The 17,654-nt window shown below is 59.6% G+C and carries 14 protein-coding genes; 12 read left to right on the forward strand and 2 right to left on the reverse strand.

Going from position 1 to position 17,654, the window contains the following annotated elements; all coding sequences use genetic code 11:
• Positions 1-539 precede the first annotated feature (539 nt).
• Positions 540-1,415, reverse strand: a complete 876-nt coding sequence (locus tag AC07WT_RS24955; protein WP_494948988.1) for an SDR family oxidoreductase — start codon at positions 1,413-1,415, stop codon at positions 540-542.
• A 389-nt stretch (positions 1,416-1,804) separates the two neighbouring features.
• On the opposite strand from AC07WT_RS24955, the gene AC07WT_RS24960 reads away from it, so the two are divergent.
• The 8 genes from AC07WT_RS24960 (at position 1,805) to AC07WT_RS24995 (ending at position 12,029) form a co-directional block, all read left to right on the forward strand.
• The gene (locus tag AC07WT_RS24960; RefSeq protein ID WP_494948989.1) at positions 1,805-2,257 is read left to right on the forward strand and encodes a universal stress protein; all 453 of its coding nucleotides are present in this window, start codon (positions 1,805-1,807) and stop codon (positions 2,255-2,257) included.
• Between the two features lie 312 nt (positions 2,258-2,569).
• Positions 2,570-4,243, forward strand: coding sequence for an alkaline phosphatase family protein (locus tag AC07WT_RS24965; RefSeq protein ID WP_494948990.1), 1,674 nt, complete (start codon positions 2,570-2,572; stop codon positions 4,241-4,243).
• A gap of 464 nt (positions 4,244-4,707) precedes the next feature.
• A complete protein-coding gene (locus tag AC07WT_RS24970) occupies positions 4,708-5,304 on the forward strand; it encodes a TetR/AcrR family transcriptional regulator (protein ID WP_494948991.1) in 597 nt (198 codons plus the stop codon).
• A 278-nt stretch (positions 5,305-5,582) separates the two neighbouring features.
• Complete coding sequence (locus AC07WT_RS24975) at positions 5,583-6,245, forward strand: DUF3313 domain-containing protein (protein WP_492594630.1); 663 nt, start codon at positions 5,583-5,585, stop codon at positions 6,243-6,245.
• Between the two features lie 54 nt (positions 6,246-6,299).
• A complete protein-coding gene (locus tag AC07WT_RS24980) occupies positions 6,300-7,568 on the forward strand; it encodes a paraquat-inducible protein A (RefSeq protein WP_494948992.1) in 1,269 nt (422 codons plus the stop codon).
• The gene (locus AC07WT_RS24985) at positions 7,561-9,189 is read left to right on the forward strand and encodes a PqiB family protein (protein WP_494948993.1); all 1,629 of its coding nucleotides are present in this window, start codon (positions 7,561-7,563) and stop codon (positions 9,187-9,189) included. Before AC07WT_RS24980 ends, AC07WT_RS24985 begins: the two co-directional genes overlap by 8 nt.
• The gene (locus tag AC07WT_RS24990; protein ID WP_494948994.1) at positions 9,186-9,821 is read left to right on the forward strand and encodes a PqiC family protein; all 636 of its coding nucleotides are present in this window, start codon (positions 9,186-9,188) and stop codon (positions 9,819-9,821) included. Before AC07WT_RS24985 ends, AC07WT_RS24990 begins: the two co-directional genes overlap by 4 nt.
• Positions 9,822-10,106: 285 nt before the next feature.
• Entirely contained in the window at positions 10,107-12,029 is a 1,923-nt protein-coding gene (locus AC07WT_RS24995; protein WP_494948995.1) for an SMP-30/gluconolactonase/LRE family protein, read from the forward strand.
• A 69-nt stretch (positions 12,030-12,098) separates the two neighbouring features.
• Here the strand turns inward: AC07WT_RS24995 and AC07WT_RS25000 are convergent, their stop codons facing one another.
• Positions 12,099-13,127, reverse strand: coding sequence for a LacI family DNA-binding transcriptional regulator (locus tag AC07WT_RS25000; RefSeq protein ID WP_494948996.1), 1,029 nt, complete (start codon positions 13,125-13,127; stop codon positions 12,099-12,101).
• 199 nt (positions 13,128-13,326) lie between these two features.
• On the opposite strand from AC07WT_RS25000, the gene AC07WT_RS25005 reads away from it, so the two are divergent.
• The 4 genes from AC07WT_RS25005 to AC07WT_RS25020 all read left to right on the forward strand — a co-directional run bounded on the left by AC07WT_RS25005 (position 13,327) and on the right by AC07WT_RS25020 (position 17,654).
• On the forward strand, positions 13,327-14,475 hold the full coding sequence (locus AC07WT_RS25005) for an ABC transporter ATP-binding protein (protein ID WP_494948997.1): 1,149 nt from the start codon (positions 13,327-13,329) through the stop codon (positions 14,473-14,475).
• An 85-nt stretch (positions 14,476-14,560) separates the two neighbouring features.
• Positions 14,561-15,814 (forward strand): ABC transporter substrate-binding protein, encoded by a 1,254-nt coding sequence (locus AC07WT_RS25010; protein ID WP_494948998.1) that lies wholly within the window; start codon positions 14,561-14,563, stop codon positions 15,812-15,814.
• Positions 15,815-15,878: 64 nt separating this feature from the next.
• The gene (locus AC07WT_RS25015; RefSeq protein WP_492594638.1) at positions 15,879-16,784 is read left to right on the forward strand and encodes a carbohydrate ABC transporter permease; all 906 of its coding nucleotides are present in this window, start codon (positions 15,879-15,881) and stop codon (positions 16,782-16,784) included.
• Between the two features lie 18 nt (positions 16,785-16,802).
• Positions 16,803-17,654: a carbohydrate ABC transporter permease gene (locus tag AC07WT_RS25020; protein ID WP_492594639.1), complete on the forward strand. Its 852-nt coding sequence runs from the start codon at positions 16,803-16,805 to the stop codon at positions 17,652-17,654.

Genomic DNA, 17,654 nt, shown 5'->3' on the forward strand with positions numbered 1-17,654 from the left:
TGTTTCTCTTCGTCATGGGTAATTTGCAAAGCTATAGGTCTCGGACCCGACGTGGCGTCAGCTGCCAGATCCAAAGACTTAATCAAGTTGTACCTGGCGGTTGCAATCTTGTTCAAGCGCTGGTGCGAATCCAAAAAAATTGGCGTCGAACATGGATATACGGCGGTGGTTGACGATTGCTGAAGAGAAATTTGTGTAAGGGGTAGCTGAAAATTTGCTAGGGATATTCCTATGAAGGCCTGTTCCATCGTTCCGTTTGCTACGGTGTGGTCAGCAGGAATCGTTTGGAGTCCGACTCGTGAAAAGCGGAGTGGAAGCTTGTCGGATTGCTGAGGCGGCTGCGTCCGAGGTGATCGCAGTTACAACGCGGCAGGATGGATCAGAACGGTTTATCCACCGTTTTCTCGTTCATGGCCTATACATCGGCTGTTTCGAGAAGCGTGGACAAGCCGTTAAAAGGAGAGGGGCAAAACCGACCTGCAGCGCGTCGTTGGCGGAAATGCGGAACGCAGGCCGAGATACGGATAGCCGTTTGTGTCTCAAGAGGCGCCGGTACGCTTCATCATACTGTCTGCCGGTAACATGCCTGGCAAGGCCTCTACAAAGAAGTCTGCTTGCAACGCGGTTCCAGCCTGGACGTCGTACTGGGCGAAGTCGCGCACACCCGCCGCCATCAGCACCTCGTCATCGAGGAAAAAGTTTCCCGTACACGCCTTGGCAGGACGCGTCAGGATATAGTGAGCCGCGTCGGCGACTATCTCAGGTGTGCGACACGCCCCAATCATTTCCTCGCCGCCAATTTCGTTTCGCACCGCAGCGGTTGCGATAGCCGTTCGGGGCCACAGCGAGTTGACAGCGACACCACGGTTCTTGAATTCGCCAGCAAACGCCAGCGTGAACAGACTCATCGTGTACTTTGAGATCGTATACGCCGGAAAATCCTTAAACCACTTCGCATCGCTGACCAACGGCGGTGACACTGTGAGGATGTGCGGGTTCGGCGAATTGAGGAGATGCGGCAGGCATGCTTGTGCGCATACGAAAGTGCCTCTGCCATTGACCCCATGCATCAGGTCATACCGTTTTACGGGGGTGTCAAGCGTGCCGGTCAGTCGAATGGCGCTCGCATTGTTCACGAGTATATCGATGCCGCCGAATAGCCCGACCGTCTCGGCAACTGCTGCTTTTACACGTTCCTCGTCGCGAATGTCCACGACAAGCGGGAGCGCCTTGCCGCCAGCTTCTTCAATTGCGGCGGCGGCTGTATAAATCGTCCCTTCGAGACGCGGGTCCGGGGCAGCCGTCTTTGCTGCAATCGCGATGTTCGCGCCGTCGCGCGCGGCTCTAAGTGCAATTGCAAGTCCGATGCCGCGACTTCCACCGGATATGAATAGGGTCTTCCCAGCGAGGTTCATGGCCGTCTCCTGATTCCTGATGATTCATGGCAGCATACAGTTCTTCAGGCATTTCGGCGTGGGTGCGCAACGGCACGCCCCCCATTGAGCCTTCCCTCGTATAAAACGGGCCATCATCTCCAGCTCGGCCGCCTCCGCCTCCAGGCGGGCAAGCTGCCCACTCGGAATCCCGGCCTGGCGCTCAGGCGAGATGCCGCTTTCGCGGCGCTCCGTATCCAGGGAAATCCCCAAACTCAATGCGGTCTATCATGGTAGAAACAGCATTCAATTGATCCACGCGGCACGCCCGGGAGACGGTCACGCGCGCCTTCCCGCCGACGCCGCGAAGTCGAGGAACGGCCGCAGTTCAATCAAAGCATGTTCCGGTTCGAGCCGGATGGGAGCAGATCATGCAGAACGTGCTGGTAGGTTATGACGGGTCGCCATCCGCGCGACATGCTGTCACTTTTGCGGTCGATCTCGCCAGGCGCTTTGACGCGCGCCTGCATGTCCTCGTCGTGGCGCGAGCGCCGGATTGGGGTGCGATAGAACTGGAAAGAAAGGAAATAGTCGATTACGAGTTGCGCCACGCCAACGAAATCCTCGACGACATCAAGGCGAAGCTCGCCTCTTATGGTGACCATCCCGAGTTCGATCTCGTGATAGGGCAGCCCGCGAAGGAGATCGTGCTCTACGCGGAGCAGCACGATATCGATCATCTTGTCGTCGGGCATCGCGGTCATACGCCGTTCGATCGCTGGCTGATCGGTTCAGTCGCCCGCCAGGTTCTCGCGTATGCACCGTGCGCCGTTACGATCGTGCGCGATCCGGCGACGATCAAAAAGGCGCCACGCGAAGGCTGAGCAACGGTCGACGGACGAAGTTCCGTTTGTCCGAACGCGGCCGCCGAGTAGTCGCTGGCTACCGTCCGGCAGATCCTCGCTTCCCGGGATGCGCGGCTGGCGCCTCCGCGAGCAAGTCATCCAACCGATCCTGGCTGAAGCGTAGTGTGGCACCGGCACCGGCGCAGCGGTTCGCCAGGGCCGTGCTCATGCAAGGGGGCCGTTCGATATTGCGTTAGCGAATCGAAAGTATCGATTCATCCGTACGTCTTAATTCCGTCGCATTCTCCTACCCTTACCGAATTTTTCGTGATCACTCAAATAGGACAGGGCATGAAGACGATCAGGAGATGGATGCGCGTACGGAATGCCGTCGGCGTCGGCGTTGTGGTGCTCGCCGGCCTGCACGCGACAGGCGCGGCGGCGCGTGATGCGAATGAACACGAGCATGAACGTGAGGCAGTGAAGCACGTGCTGCTGATCAGCTTCGACGGCTTGCACGAGCAGGATGTCGCACGCTGCATCGGTTCGAACTCTTGCCCCAATCTCGCGTTGCTGGCAAAGGCCGGCACCACGTACACCAACGCCCACACGCCTGGCCTCTCGGATTCATTCCCGGGTCTCGCCGCGTTAGTCACGGGCGGCTCGCCGAAAACGGCGGGCCTGTTCTATGACGTGTCTTATGACCGCACGCTCTACGCGCCGTCCGATACCCATTGCACCGGCAAGCAGGGGTGGAATGTCGTGTTCGACGAAACCACCGGCATCGATGGAGAGAACGGCGGCGCGCTGACGAATCTCAACGGCGGTGGTGCATTCAATCCGCAGGCCATACCGCGTGCGTTGATCAACGGCGTCTGTACGGCCGTGTACCCGCACAACTATGTGAAGACGAACACGATTTTCGAGGTGGTCAAGCAAAACGTGAAAGGCGCCCGGACCGCATGGGCGGACAAGCACGCGTGGGGCTACGACTGGCTCAACGGACCGTCGGGAACGGGTGTCGACGATCTTTCCCGCACCGAGATCAATTCGATCGATCCGGCTACTCAAACCGACTACACCGACGTCTATACGCACACGGAAAAGTTCGACGACCTCCATGTGCAGTCTTTGATCGACGAGATCGACGGCAAGGATTCGACCGGCAAAGCTGGTGCCGGCGTGCCCACCGTCTTTGGCACCAACTTCCAGACCTTGAGCATCGCACAGAAGGCGCTCGTGGCGAACGGCGGCGGCTATCTGGACGCGAGCTTTACGCCGGGCCCGCAGGTGACGAGTGCGATTGCTTACATAGACGGGTCCTTGGGCCGCATTGTGTCCGAGCTCAAGCAGCAAGGTCTTTACTCGTCGACGGCGATCATCGTCACCGCGAAGCATGGTCAGTCCCCGACGGATCATTCGAAGCTGGTGAAGATCGGCGACACGCTCACGAAGCTGCTTGAAGCAAACAATTATCTGGATCCGAACGGCAACTTTGGCCAGGCGAACACGACGAGCGGAAATCTGAATGACGGGACGGGTCTCGTCAATACGGGCTTCGTGCAGACCGACGACGTCGGGCTGATCTGGTTGCGCGATCAAAGCCAGCTGTCAGCGGTAGTGAAGACGCTGAAGGACAACCTGAGCTGCAACGCGCCCGGCATTTGCGCGGATGGCCCGCAAGCGTACATTCTGTACGGCGCGCAGATTGCTGACCGGTTCGGCGATCCCGCGCGCGGACGCACGCCCGATATCATCGTCCAGCCCAACCCCGGCGTCATCTATACGTCGAGCAAGTCCAAGGACGAAGAACACGGCGGCAATGCTCCCGACGACAACCATCTCGGTCTCGTGGTCTACGTGCCCGGTGTCCATCACGCCGGCAAGACCGTCGACGAACGGGTGCTGACTACGCAGGTCGCGCCGACGATCCTGCGCATGCTCGACCTCGACCCCAAACTGCTGCACTCGGTAGCGACCGAAGGAACGCGCACACTGCCTGGCTTCGATCGCGATAACTTCTAAGCGCCCAAAGCCGTCATCAGCGGCGGCGAGCGGCAAACAAGCGGCGCGACGCGACTCCTCGAGACGTTCAACGATCTCATGTCGCGTCGCTACCGGGTTAGGGAGGCCCGCAGGCTAGCCTCTCCAGCCGAACATCACTGCACGGCACCCTCGTCAATCGATCTGTTCAGACATTTTCAGTGCGGCGCAAATGGCGCGGTTGAATGACGCCAGCGGGCGTCTCTGATACACACGCCATTTGTTGTGACCCCTGATACGTGGAACGGTTCTTATAAAACAAACCGCCTAGTCGGTTTACAAAAATAATTTGCAGTGTTAGGCTTGCGCCTCACGTGAACCGTCATGTCTGGACTTTCCGGAATGGACATCGAAGGAGCGATGCATGAAGCAGCTGATTCTCGTGGTATTGCGCCCGCCTATTTTTGTTTGGCTGCGTGAACGCGCATCCACTCCTGAAAGACACCATGGATAATCCCACTCGATCGGAACGTTCCCGTAGAGCCGCCATTCAGGCGGCGCTTACCATCATCGCGCGCGATGGACCGGGGCAGCTCACGTTTGATGCTATTTCGCGCGAAAGCGGCATCAGCAAGGGCGGCTTGATGCATCAGTTTCCGAACAAGCAGGCTGTGCTGAAAGTGCTGCTTGAGCACGAAATCGAGTACTTCGAGAACTTCGCTCGCGACTACCTCGCTGCGGCAGGCACGACGAAGTCCGAGCCCAATCTCGCAGCCGAGATCGCCACGATGCGCGAGGCTACTGACAACCCCCATTTCGCGGGTTTTGCCATTCTTGCCGCTATCGTTGAAGATCCCACTCTTTTGTCCGCCACTCGCGAGACGAGTGCGCAGACAATCAAAGATATCAAGGCCGAGGCCGCCGACCCGGAGCTGGCGGTGTTGCGCTGGGCAGCAGCCAGAGGTCTGGCATTCACCGCTCTCCTTGGCCTCTGTCCGCTTTCCGAAAGGGAACTCGGGCGTCTGTTCGATCGCCTGCTCGATGAACGCCAGTGGGCGCCTGCCGCCCAAAAAGAAGCCGCGTGCTGCACGTTCATCGCGTAGCGTTGCTAATGACGCTCAAGGCCGTTGAGCGCAGCGTGTCCCGCGGGAACTCATAAACGGAGCGGGAAGGAATGACCGGATTGCCCAATGTGGTGCACGGGCATCCTGATACAAATGCACTAGCAACAAAGTAGTACTTCGTCCTGCGTCGCGCTCAAGAAACAAACCGTCTGGTCGGTTTACATCTTGAAATTGCGATGTTAGGCTTGAGCCTCACATGAACTGTCAGGTCTGGACCTCCCAGAAAGACAGATGCGAATCGGAACCCGGAGAGATAAATGGTCAAGTCAGTTAAGGCGCGGCATCTGTTGATTGCTGCTATCTGCACAGCTTTAATAGGTTGCTCGAGCGTGACGCCAGTCGCGTATTCGGGGATCCCGTCATCCCCCTATTTGCGACCCAATACGCAGGACGACTCTACCCGCGTGCCATATCGCTTTGCGCCTCAGACAGACTGGCAGAAGTACACGAAATTGATTATCGATCCGGTGACGGTTTATCAGGGCGCCGATAACCAGTTTGGCGACATGGGTGGCGAAGATAAAGCGGCTCTTGCGAGCTATATGCAAACCAGGTTTGCGGAAAAGTTGCGAGGCCGATTCCAACTGGCTAATGAGGCCGGCCCCAACACGCTGCGCCTGAAGCTCATCCTGACGGGCGCGAAGACCAATACGCCTGTGTTGAGCACCTTTACCCATTTCGATATTGGGGGCAACCTCTACAACGGCGTTCAAGCCGCGCGTGGCAAGGAAGGCGCCTTCAGCGGTTCGGTTACCTACGCCGTCGAAATCTACGACGCGTCGACCAACCGCCTCCTCAGTGCTTACGTGACCAAGCAATACCCGAACGCGTTTAACCTCGGCGCAAGCTTCGGGTCGCTGGGCGCGTCGAAGACCGGGATCGACAAAGGCGCGGACGCGCTGGTTGCGCAATTCAAATGACCTGTATAAAGGGGTGACGCTTCTGGATCGTGTGCCCGCAAGCGGATGCCGAAGATGAATAAAGCCAGCTTAATCGCGTGTCACGAATGTGATTTTCTCCAGCGGGAGACCCCGCTAGTCAAGGGCGGCACCGCGCGATGCCGACGATGCGGGGCGGTCCTCTACCGAAGCTTGCCGGCAACGCACGATCGCGCACTGGCGCTCACCTTGGCCGCGGCGATCCTGTTTGTGGTCGCCAATCGCTTTCCCATCTTCGGACTCTGGGTCAATGGAACACTTGTCGAAACCACGCTTTGCGGCGCGGCTTCGTCTCTATACGCGGACGGCATGTGGCCAATCGCGGGCCTTGTCTTCGTGACAACGATTTTGATGCCGTCACTGAACATAGCGGCCGTGATCTATCTACTCTTGCCGTTGCATACAGGCGGATTTCCCCACAAACCTGAAATTGTTCTTCGTGTGCTACGGCATGTTGCGCCATGGGGAATGATCGAGGTTCTGATGCTCGGCATGCTGGTCGCGCTTGTCAAACTCCAGCACATCGCAACAGTCGTCCCCGGCGTCGCGATCTGGGCATTCGGCGTGGTGATGGTGCTGCTTGCGGCGGCGACCGTTACGTTTAACCCGCGTGATCTATGGGCGCGTATCGATGCAATGCAAAGCGAGGGCGGCGTGTCTCACCTGGTGAGCGCAAGCACCACGCCGGCCACTGCCGCGCGCGCAGGGCTGTTCGTGTGTCACGACTGCGGCCTGCTCTCGAAGCCGCTCGCACCCGTCCACGGTGGGAGCTGTCCGCGTTGTCACGCAGCGCTGCATTTACGCAAGCCCAATAGTCTCATCCGCACCTGGGCATTCCTGTTCGCCGCCATGATCCTTTACATCCCGGCGATTCTTCTGCCGGTCATGGTCACGAGTACCTTATTCGGTGCGCGATCCGACACGATCCTGAGTGGCGTCGTATTTCTCTGGACCTCCGGGTCGTGGTTGCTTGCAGCGATCGTTTTCATCGCAAGCCTTGTGGTTCCAATGCTCAAGATTCTTTCGTTAGCTTATCTCGCGTGGAGTACCCAGCTGCGCTCTCCTCTAATCCCCCACAAGCGCACGCGTATTTATCGGCTAGTGGAGCTTGTTGGCCGGTGGTCGATGCTCGATATCTACGTGATTACCATCCTTGTCGCTTTCGTGCAGTTCGGTTCGGTCGCAACCATCGACGCAGGTCCCGGGTCGATTGCATTCGGTGCGGTAGTCGTGCTGACCATGTTCGCCTCGTTGTCATTCGATCCACGACTCATCTGGGACGCAGTGGAGTCAGAAGGTGAATAAGTTGTCAGGACAGAAAGATGACCAGAATGCGCCCGGCTTTCCGGCAGTCGTTGCCTCCAAACAGTCGAAGTGGCGTGTGCAGCTTGTATGGTTAGTGCCGCTTGTCGCTGTGCTGATAGCAGGCTGGCTGGTCGCGCAGTCGGTCATGCAAAAAGGCCCGACCGTCACGATCAGGTTTTCCACGGGTGAGGGGATTGAGGCCGGCAAGACGAAGATCAAGTTCAAGAATGTCGATATTGGCGTAATCAAGAACGTTGAACTCTCCGACGATCACAAGACGGTGCTCGCCAGCGCTGAAATGTCCCGCAACGCTTCCAGCATGCTCGTCGACGATACCCGCTTCTGGGTCGTTCGACCGCGCATCTCAGGCGGCACGGTATCGGGCATCGGTACGTTATTGTCCGGTTCGCACATCGGAATGGATATCGGTACATCGCAAAAAGCGCGACGTGATTTCGTCGGACTCGAGTCGCCGCCAGTCCTCGCCTCAGGCGCACCGGGGCGAGAGTTCGTGCTGAAAAGCGAGAACCTGGGCTCGCTCGATATAGGTTCGCCGGTGTTCTTCCGGCGGCTTCAGGTTGGTCAGATCGTCTCCTACGCGCTCGATCCTGAGGGCGCGGGAATGACCCTGCACGTCTTTATCAATGCGCCTTACGACAAGTACGTGACGAACGACACCCGCTTCTGGCACGCAAGCGGCGTCGATGTGACTCTGGATACGACCGGTGTGAAGGTAGACACCGAATCGCTGGTATCGATCCTGATTGGTGGCCTTGCATTCGAGAATCCACCCGACACAACGAACAGGGTTGAAGCCGACGCGAAGCACCAGTACGAACTTTTCGTCAATCGGACCGAGGCGATGAAGCGGCATGACGCGATCATCGATCAATACGTGCTGAACTTCAAGGAGTCCGTGCGTGGGCTGACCGTGGGAGCACCCATCGACTTTCGCGGGATAGTCATCGGCGAGGTATCGGCGATCAACTCGCACTTTGATCCGGCCACGCGGGAATTCAATATCCCGGTCGAAGTCAGCATTTTCCCGGAGCGCTTGATTTCACGCGACGAATGGCGAAGCCAAAGCGGGCAAATATCGTCGGAGCGGAAAGAGTTTGCGGACTACCTGGTATCGAAGGGGATGCGGGCACAACTGAGAACGGCAAGCCTGCTTACCGGACAACTGTATATCGCGATCGATTTCTTCCCCTCTGCGCCGAAGGCGAAGGTGGACTGGAGTAAAAAGACGCCCGAATTGCCAACGGTGCCGGGTAACTTGCAGGGTCTGCAGGAATCGATTACCAGTCTCGTTGCTAAACTGAATGAGATTCCGTTCGAGGGCATCAGCAAGGATCTGCGCAAAACCCTCGGTGATGCGGACACGCTGCTGAATACCATCAATACAGATATTGCACCTGACGCAAAAGCGACGCTGGCCGCGGCTCGCGAAGCGCTCACGTCAGCGAATCGCACGTTGCAAAGCGACTCGCCATTGCAGCAAAGCACCGCCGAGACAATGCGGGATTTGTCGCGGGCGGCAGTCTCGATCCGTTCGCTTGCGGAGTATCTCGAACGCCATCCGGAGGCGCTGATCCGTGGCAAGACCGAGGACAAGCCATGAGCCGATTTCCGTCGTTACCGTTGAGCATGATCGTGCTGACCCTTTTCGCGGGATGCGCAACGTCGCCGACGTCGAAGTTCTACACGTTGAGCCCTGTTCAGGTTGTCGAACAGCGGCCGAGCGCCAGTCCGATCGCAATCGCGATCGATCCGGTCACGGTTCCCGAACTGGTCGACCGGTCGCAAATCGTAACGAAACTCGACGCGAACCGCGTGTCTATCGACGAGTTCGCGCGCTGGGCCGATCCATTGAAGAGTCAGATTCCGCGTGTACTCGCTGCGGATCTGGCGCAGATCATTCCGGGAGCGATCGTATCGACTTATCCACAACGTGTGGGCGATAACGCTTACCGCGTATCGGTTGACGTGCAGAACTTCGATTCGTCAACAGACGGTACGGTAACGCTGGCGGTGATCTGGTCGGTGCGTCCGCCGAAGCGAAGCGAGCAGTTTAGCGGGCGCTCTGTGGTACGCGAGGCCGTGAGCGGGCCTGGCTACGACGCCCTGGTCAACGCGCACAGCCGAGCCCTCGCGTCCGTCGCGAACGATATCGCGGCAGCAACGGGGGCGGCCACGAGAGTCGCCCCGACGAATCGGCGTCAATCCACGGACGCGGTTCAGTCTCCACTGTAAGGCGTCGAATGACGTTTGCTACGCGCACTGAGGGTGGGTTTTCTATGCGCCGTGCATTGGTCTGCCTCGATCGATTTCTCTGACGCCTGCTGTCGTGGCGATTTTGCGGGCAGTTTCACGAGTCTGCAGTCTTTCGCCATTACGATTGCCATGGACTCACATGGCATACCCTACACTCCTACAGTCCGCCGTTTTGACGACGGTCTGTGCGTAGCCGAAACCGCCAAAGTTATCGCGTCTTGGGATTCGCGTTATAGCCGCGCGACAGTCAGGAGAGCATCACTCATGGTCAAGAAACGAATCTATGCCGCATTCCTCTCGGCCGCGCTGATCGCCGCGATTGCGCCGGGATGCCAGGCGCAGTACACCACCGACTGGGTGGCGAACACATTTGGAACCCTCGCCACTCACGTGGGTAACGGAGCCCGTTCCATGTGGGTGGCCCCGGAGGGAACCCTCTATACAGCTTCCCTGTGGGACGAAAACGAGGGCGGAGTTGCCCTATACCGGAATGGCCAAAGCATAGGTTCCATAGGAATTCATAGCGAGTTTCAGGGCAGCGCCATTACGGGTAATGCCACATCGATTTTCGCTGCGTTGCAATTTAGCAGAAACGGCGGCAGTGGCAGGGTCGGGCGATACAACCGAACCAGTCAAACTCGCGACCTTCTCATCTCCGTCAGCGCGACAACGAATGAGCAGCGGGCCGATGTCGTCACCGGACTTGCGACGTCGGGCTCACTCCTTTATGCGAGCGACTTTCCCGGAAATCGCGTGCGGGTCTTCAGCACCGACGGTGTCTGGCAGCGGGATATCGGCGTCTCGGGCCCCGGCGCGCTTGCCGTGGACGGCGCGGGAAATATCTGGGTTGCGCAGCAGAGCCTTGGCACGGTCCTCGAATTCAGCCCGTCCGGTGCGCCGCTGAACACTATCCAGATGTCCGCTGCCTCCCGACCGTCCGCGCTGTATTTCGACGCGGCGACTGGGCAGCTCATGATCGGCGACGAGGGACCCGACATGAACATCAAGATCTACAACATCTCGGGCATTCCCTTGCTGGCCAGCACGTTCGGCATTCAGGGCGGATATCTCGACACCACGGCCGGAATCAAAGGCCAGGTCGGTGACAAACGATTCACACGGGTCACGGGCATCGGCAAGGACTCCGCCGGCAACCTCTATGTCCTCAACAATCCGTGGGGCGGAACGTGGGACCTCGGGCGCAACGGCGGCACTGACATTCACTCCTACGACAGCACCGGCAAGCTGCAATGGAAGCTCCAGTCCCTCAACTTCGAAGCGATCGGCGCCCCAGACCCGGGTACAGACGGCGCTTACTTCTACGGAGGCGCCCACATCTTCACCGGCACCGCTGGAGGAAGCTACGTAGCGAACACCGTCAATCCATTCGACTATCCCTCCGATCCACGACTCAATCCCAACGATACCCAACGCAACGAGCACTTCGGTCAGCTCGCCAGCGTCGGCGCAAACCGGATCCTCGTTGCATCCGGCCAGAATCCCGCTATCTTCTACTTCTTCCACTTCAACGCGGCGAATGGCTACATCGCCATACCGGACGCCTCGATTCCCGGCACGGCGTTCAATACGACGAGGCCGGTCACGGGGGGATTTTGCCTTGATAGCAAGGGAGATGTCTGGGCCGGTCTGGATAGAACGAACCACATCTATCACTATCCGCTGACCGGCTTCGATGCCGACGGCAAGCCGACGTGGGGCGCAGGAATCGCCACCTCCATTCCGATGAGCATCAGACCGTTGACGCGAATCATCTACCTGCCGGAAAGCGATACCATGATCCTGGTACAAGGGGTGGCTGGGAGCATAGACTGGACGGCGATCGGAACGAGGATCGAGGTGTATCACGGCTGGCTCGCAGGCAACCACACCGCTCCCAATCCGGTGATCAACATCACCAGCGCCAATCCCAAGTCGATGACGGCCGCCGGCAACTATCTTTTCCTCGGATACGTACACACCGTGCCCAACATCGACGCCTTCAATCTCACCACAGGCAATCTGGACACCACGTTGATCAACAGCAGTTCCAGCAATGTGGACGTCGGCAATGACGTGGATTCGATGTACGGCCTGAGATCGTACCTCCGCTCGACCGGGGAATACGTGGTCACGAAGGACAACTACAACGGCTCCAGCATGGTTGTGTATCGTTGGACGCCCAGATAGATCATCCTCCGTGCCCGTGGTGCCTGCTCTCCCGGTATCCGGCTTGCAAGACTCTCAAGCTTTGCAAGCTCACCTCGATCCCGCTCCCGCTCGCCGCGGGCCCGTCGATGCGCGCACAACGAGTTCCGGCGGTGGGCCTACCACCATCGACGGTTGCTGTGCAGGCGCCTGGATAAGACGGATGAGCCTATCGACCGACAACTCGGCGACGGCTGCGGTCTGGATCGCAACCGTCGTCAACGCCGGGTGCACCTGATGAGCCAGTTGAATGTCCGTGATGCCGATGACCGACACGTCATCCGGCACCGCGCGGCGCAGGGTGATCAAGGCCTGGGCCGCGCCGATCGCGAGCAGATCGTTGGTCGCGAAGATCGCGGTCAGTTGCGGCGCGTTCGCCATCAGTTGCATGCAGGCGGCGTAGCCGGCGTCGATCGAGTCGCGTACCTGCAGCATCGCAGCAGCGTCGGTTTCGATCCCGGCCTCGCGCATCACCGCACGAAAGCCGTTGGAGCGCGCATCCTGCAAGCCGCCGCAACCGTCGCCGATCAGCATGCCGATGTCGCGATGGCCCAGTTCGAGCAGATGCGTGGCGGCAAGCGCGCCCGCACGCGCGAAGTCCACGGCGATGCACGGCAGGGCAGGCGGCGTCTCGGGGTGTTCCCACATCGTCAACAGGATCGGCGCACTGTGCATCGCCGAAATGCAGAGCTCGTTGATCGCGATATCCGTGTTCATGACGAGGACGCCGTCGGCCAGCGTTCCGGCGATCTGGTTCAGGTAGGCCCGGCCGATCTCCGCATCGTCGTCCGTATTGCACACCATCAGAAAATGGCCCGCCTTGCGCGCCGCGCGCTCGGCCGCCAGCACGAACTCGGGATAGAAAGGGTTCGAAATGTTCGACAACATCAACGCCAAAGTCGACGAGCGGCCCTCCGCCAGCGCGCGCGCGTTCAGATTCGGCCGGTAGCCGAGGTCGGCGATGGCTCTCAATACGCGTTCCGCCGTTTCCGGACGAACCTTCTCGCGATTGCGCAGCACGTTGGAAACCGTCGCAGCGGTAACCCGCGCGCGTTTGGCGACTTCAGACAAGGTGACCATTTCTCATATCCCATATTCAGGGAATGCGATTCAAATGTTGCAAGCGCCCCGCGACGTTTGCTAAGTTTCATGCAAACACACAGGAGACAAAACCATGCGAGCTTCCGCGAACCCCGAATTTAAGCGATTAAATGCCTGCCGTACAAGGGTTGGCCGATTTTTTTTGAAACAAATTTAAGCGTTTAAATCCGGAGGCAGCATGGCCACAATCCATCTCGCGAACGTGCAGAAGTCGTACGGCGATCATGCGCCGGTGATCCGGCGCGTGAATCTGGATATCGCGCAACACGAGTTCTGCGTTTTTCTTGGACCGTCGGGTTGCGGCAAGTCGACCTTGCTGAGAATGATCGCCGGTCTCGAAGACCTGAGCGAAGGCGAACTGCGGATCGGCGGGCGTCTCGTGAACGACGTGCCCGCCGCCGAGCGGGGTGTCGCGATGGTGTTCCAGAGCTACGCGCTATTTCCGCACATGACCGTGTTCGACAACATGGCGTTCGGTCTGAAGCTCGCGAAGCAGCCGAGAGACGTGATCGACCGGAAGGTGCGCGAGGCCGCGCGCATTCTGCAGTTGGACGCGCTGCTCGACCGTTATCCGAAAGCATTGTCCGGCGGCCAGCGGCAACGCGTGGCGATCGGCCGGGCGATCGTGCGCGAGCCCGGCGTGTTCCTGTTCGACGAGCCGCTGTCGAATCTCGACGCTGCGCTGCGAGGTCAGACGCGCGTTGAAATCGCCAGGCTGCACCAGCGCTTTGAGAATGCGAGCGTGGTGTACGTCACGCACGATCAGGTCGAGGCAATGACGCTCGCCGACCGGATCGTGCTGCTGCACGCGGGCGCGGATGCCGAGCGATTCGGCAGCATCGCGCAGAGCGGCGCGCCGCTCGAGTTGTATCACCATCCGAAGTCGCGCTTTGTGGCGTGCTTCATCGGTTCGCCGCGGATGAATTTCATCGATGCCGTGGTCGACTCGATCGACGCGGGCAGGGTAACGGTGTCGCTCGCGCAAAGCGGCGAACGGCTGGTCGCACACGTCGACGGCCGGCGTCTGCAACCCGGTCAGCCGGTCACGCTCGGCGTGCGTCCGGAACATCTGCACCTTCATGGCCTCCACGGCGACGAGCAGTCCATTCAGTGCGCCACGGTGCTCTCGGAACGGCTCGGCGAACACAGCTATATCCATGCGGATCATGCGGCTGGCACGCTGGTCGCAAAGGCACCGGGCGATTCGCCGCTAGGTTCCGGCGAGCGCCTTCGCGTTCACGTTCCGCCTTCCGCATGTCATCTGTTCGATGCCGACGGCATCGCCCTGCGGCGCAGCGCGCACGAACCTGAGAGAGTCGCGGCCTGACCCAAGTCGAACTCCGCCATAGAGCGGATTACATCGTCTGACAGCAGTGCGCTGTCAGCTAACAAGGTAGTTAAGGAGACAAAAGATGATTGCTCATCGCCTTCGCCGGCTAGCTCAAGTATCGGTTGCCGCCGCTCTGGTTACCGCCGCGCTTTCATGCGCCACGGCCGACGCCGCCACGCTCGCGGTCAATGTGTCGGCACGCGGAAATCAGCGTTCGACCTGGCAGGATGCCTTCGACAAATTCAAGAAAGCCAACCCCGACGTCGATCTCAAGGTGACCTACATCACCGAGGAAGCCTACAAGGTGCAGATGGGCGGCTGGCTCGCCACCGATCCGCCCGACGTGGTCTCGTGGCACGACGGCGAGCGCATGACGTATTACGCGCAGCGCGGCCTGCTCGAGGACCTGTCGCCGGACTGGAACAAGAACGGCTGGTCGCAGCAGTATGCGTCGGTGAAGGACGCTTCCACTTATAAGGGCAAGCAGTACGCGGCGCCGCTCGGCTACGACGCGTACGGCTTTTTCTATCGCAAGGATCTGTTCGAGAAGGCAGGCATCAAGGGCGAACCGAAGACGTGGGAAGAATTTCTCGACGCCTGCAAGAAGCTCAAGGCAAGTGGCGTCGCGCCGATCGCCGTCGCCGCACGCGATAGCTGGACGCTTGCCGCATGGTTCGACTATCTCGACCTGCGCATCAACGGCAACGCGTTCCACCAGAAGCTGATGGCAGGCGAGGTGCCATATACGGACGCGCGTGTGAAAAAGGTCTACATCGCGTGGAAAACCTTGATCGACGAGCACTATTTCATCGATAACGCGCTGTCCTACGATCTCGATTCGATCGCGCCGTTTCTCGTGAACGGCAAGGCCTCGATGATGCTGATGGGATCGTTCTTCTCGGCGAGCATCCCGGCCTCCGTCAGGCCCGAGACCGGCTTCTTCCGTTTCCCCGTGATCGACGCCAATGTGCCGATGGCCGAAGACGGCCCGGTGAATGTGCTGTTGCTTCCCGCGAAGGCGAAGAACAAGGCCGATGCGCGCAGGCTGCTGGCGTTCATGGAGCAGCCGCAAATCAATGCGGATCTCGCGAAGGGCTGGGGCCAGCTGCCGTCCAACAGCCAGGCGGCCGAACCTGAAGATGCGATTTCGAAGGTCGGATTCCAGACGCTCGCGAACACCAAAGGCGGTATCGCGCAGTTCTACGATCGCGACATGACCAAGGAAATGGCCGACGAAGGCATGAAGGCGATGCAGCAGTTCTATAGCGATCCATCGCAGATCGATGCAGTGCTCGTGCGTCTCGAAGCAACCCGCAAGCGCATCTACAAGAAGTAAGCCCGGGAGCGTCAGCCGCATCCCGACGACTGACGCTCGCCTTCGATCCCTGACGAGGCCAATCATGTCTCATCCCGTAGCGGGCCGCCTGCCGGCGGCTCAGCACCGGCACGTCTCGACAACGCGCCGTCACCAGCACCGCGCCGCATTTTTCTTCCTGTTGCCGGGTTGTGCGTTGTTTTGCCTGTGCGTGGTCTACCCGATCATCAGCAGCATTTCGCTCAGCTTCTATAACTGGGACGGCATGACGCCGAAGACCTTCGCCGGACTCGACAACTACATCGAGCTGTTCCACTCGGACACGTTCTACACGGCGCTGAAGAACAACCTGATCTGGCTTGCACTGTTCCTGCTCGCACCGCCGCTCGGCTTGCTGTTCGCGTTGTACCTGAACCAGCAGATCCGCGGCATGCGTGTCGTGAAGTCGCTGTTTTTCGCGCCGTTCGTGCTCTCGGGCGTCGTGGTCGGTCTCGTGTTCAGCTGGTTTTACGATCCCGGCTTCGGGCTGCTGCGCCTGATCATCGGACACGGCATTCCTGTGCTGGGCGACGCGCACACGGTGACGTTCGGGATCATCTTCGCCGCGCTGTGGCCGCAGACGCCGTTCTGCATGGTGCTGTATCTGACCGGCCTCACGGCCATCAATCCGGAGGTGGTCGAGGCGGCGCGCATGGAGGGCGCGAAGGGCATGCGTCTTCTGTGGCACGTGATCCTTCCGCAGCTTCGCCCCGCCACCTTCATGGCCGTCGTGCTGACCGTGATCGGCGCGCTGCGCAGCTTCGACCTGATCGCCGTGATGAGCGGCGGCGGTCCGTTCGATAGCTCCACCGTGCTGGCCTATTACATGTACGACCAGGCGATCAAGTATTACCGCGAAGGCTATTCCGCGGCGATTGCCGTCGTGCTGTTCGCCATCATGCTCGTCTATATCGTGTTCCATCTGCGCCGCATGTTGCGCGAAGAACGCTGAGTTCCTGGAGTCCCGCTCATGTATCCGCTTCCCGTCGAACGCTGGAAACCATTCAACCGTGCGCTGTACAAAGCGTCGCTTCCCGTCGCGCTGCTTGTCTGGCTGATGCCGATGCTGGCCGTGCTCGTCACGTCGATCCGATCCTCCGATGAACTGTCGCAAGGCGACTACTGGGGCTGGCCGAAGCATGTCGCGCTGCTCGAAAACTACGGTACGGCGCTCACGCAGACGCCGATGCTGCATTACTTTGCCAACAGCATTCTGATCACGGTGCCTTCGGTCATCGGTGCGATCGTGCTGGCGTCGATGGCGGGCTTCGCACTCGCGACCTACCGGTTCCGCGGCAACACCGCCGTGCTGTTCGCCTTTGTCGCGGGCAACTTCGTGCCGATCCAGATCCTGATGATTCCAGTGCGCGACATGGCGCTGAAAGTGGGCCTGTTCAACACCGTGTGGGCGCTGGTCATCTTTCACGTGTCGTTCCAGACCGGCTTTTGCACGCTGTTCCTGCGCAATTTCATCAAGCAGTTGCCGTTCGAATTGATCGAAGCGGCGCGCGTCGAGGGCGCGAGCGAGTGGACGATCTATACGCGCATCGTTCTGCCGCTGATCCGTCCGGCGCTGGCCGCGCTCGGCATTCTCGTTTTCACCTTCGTCTGGAACGACTACTTCTGGGCGCTGTGTCTGACCCAGGGCGACGAAGCCGCGCCGATCACGGTCGGCGTGGCCGCGCTCAAGGGCCAATGGACCACGGCGTGGAATCTCGTCGCAGCCGGCTCGGTGCTCGCCGCGCTGCCGTCCGTGCTGATGTTCTTCGCGATGCAGAAGCATTTTGTCGCCGGCCTGACTTTCGGCGCCAGCAAGGGCTGA

The sequence above is a fragment of the Paraburkholderia sp. GW821-FHT02A12 genome (assembly GCF_059422005.1).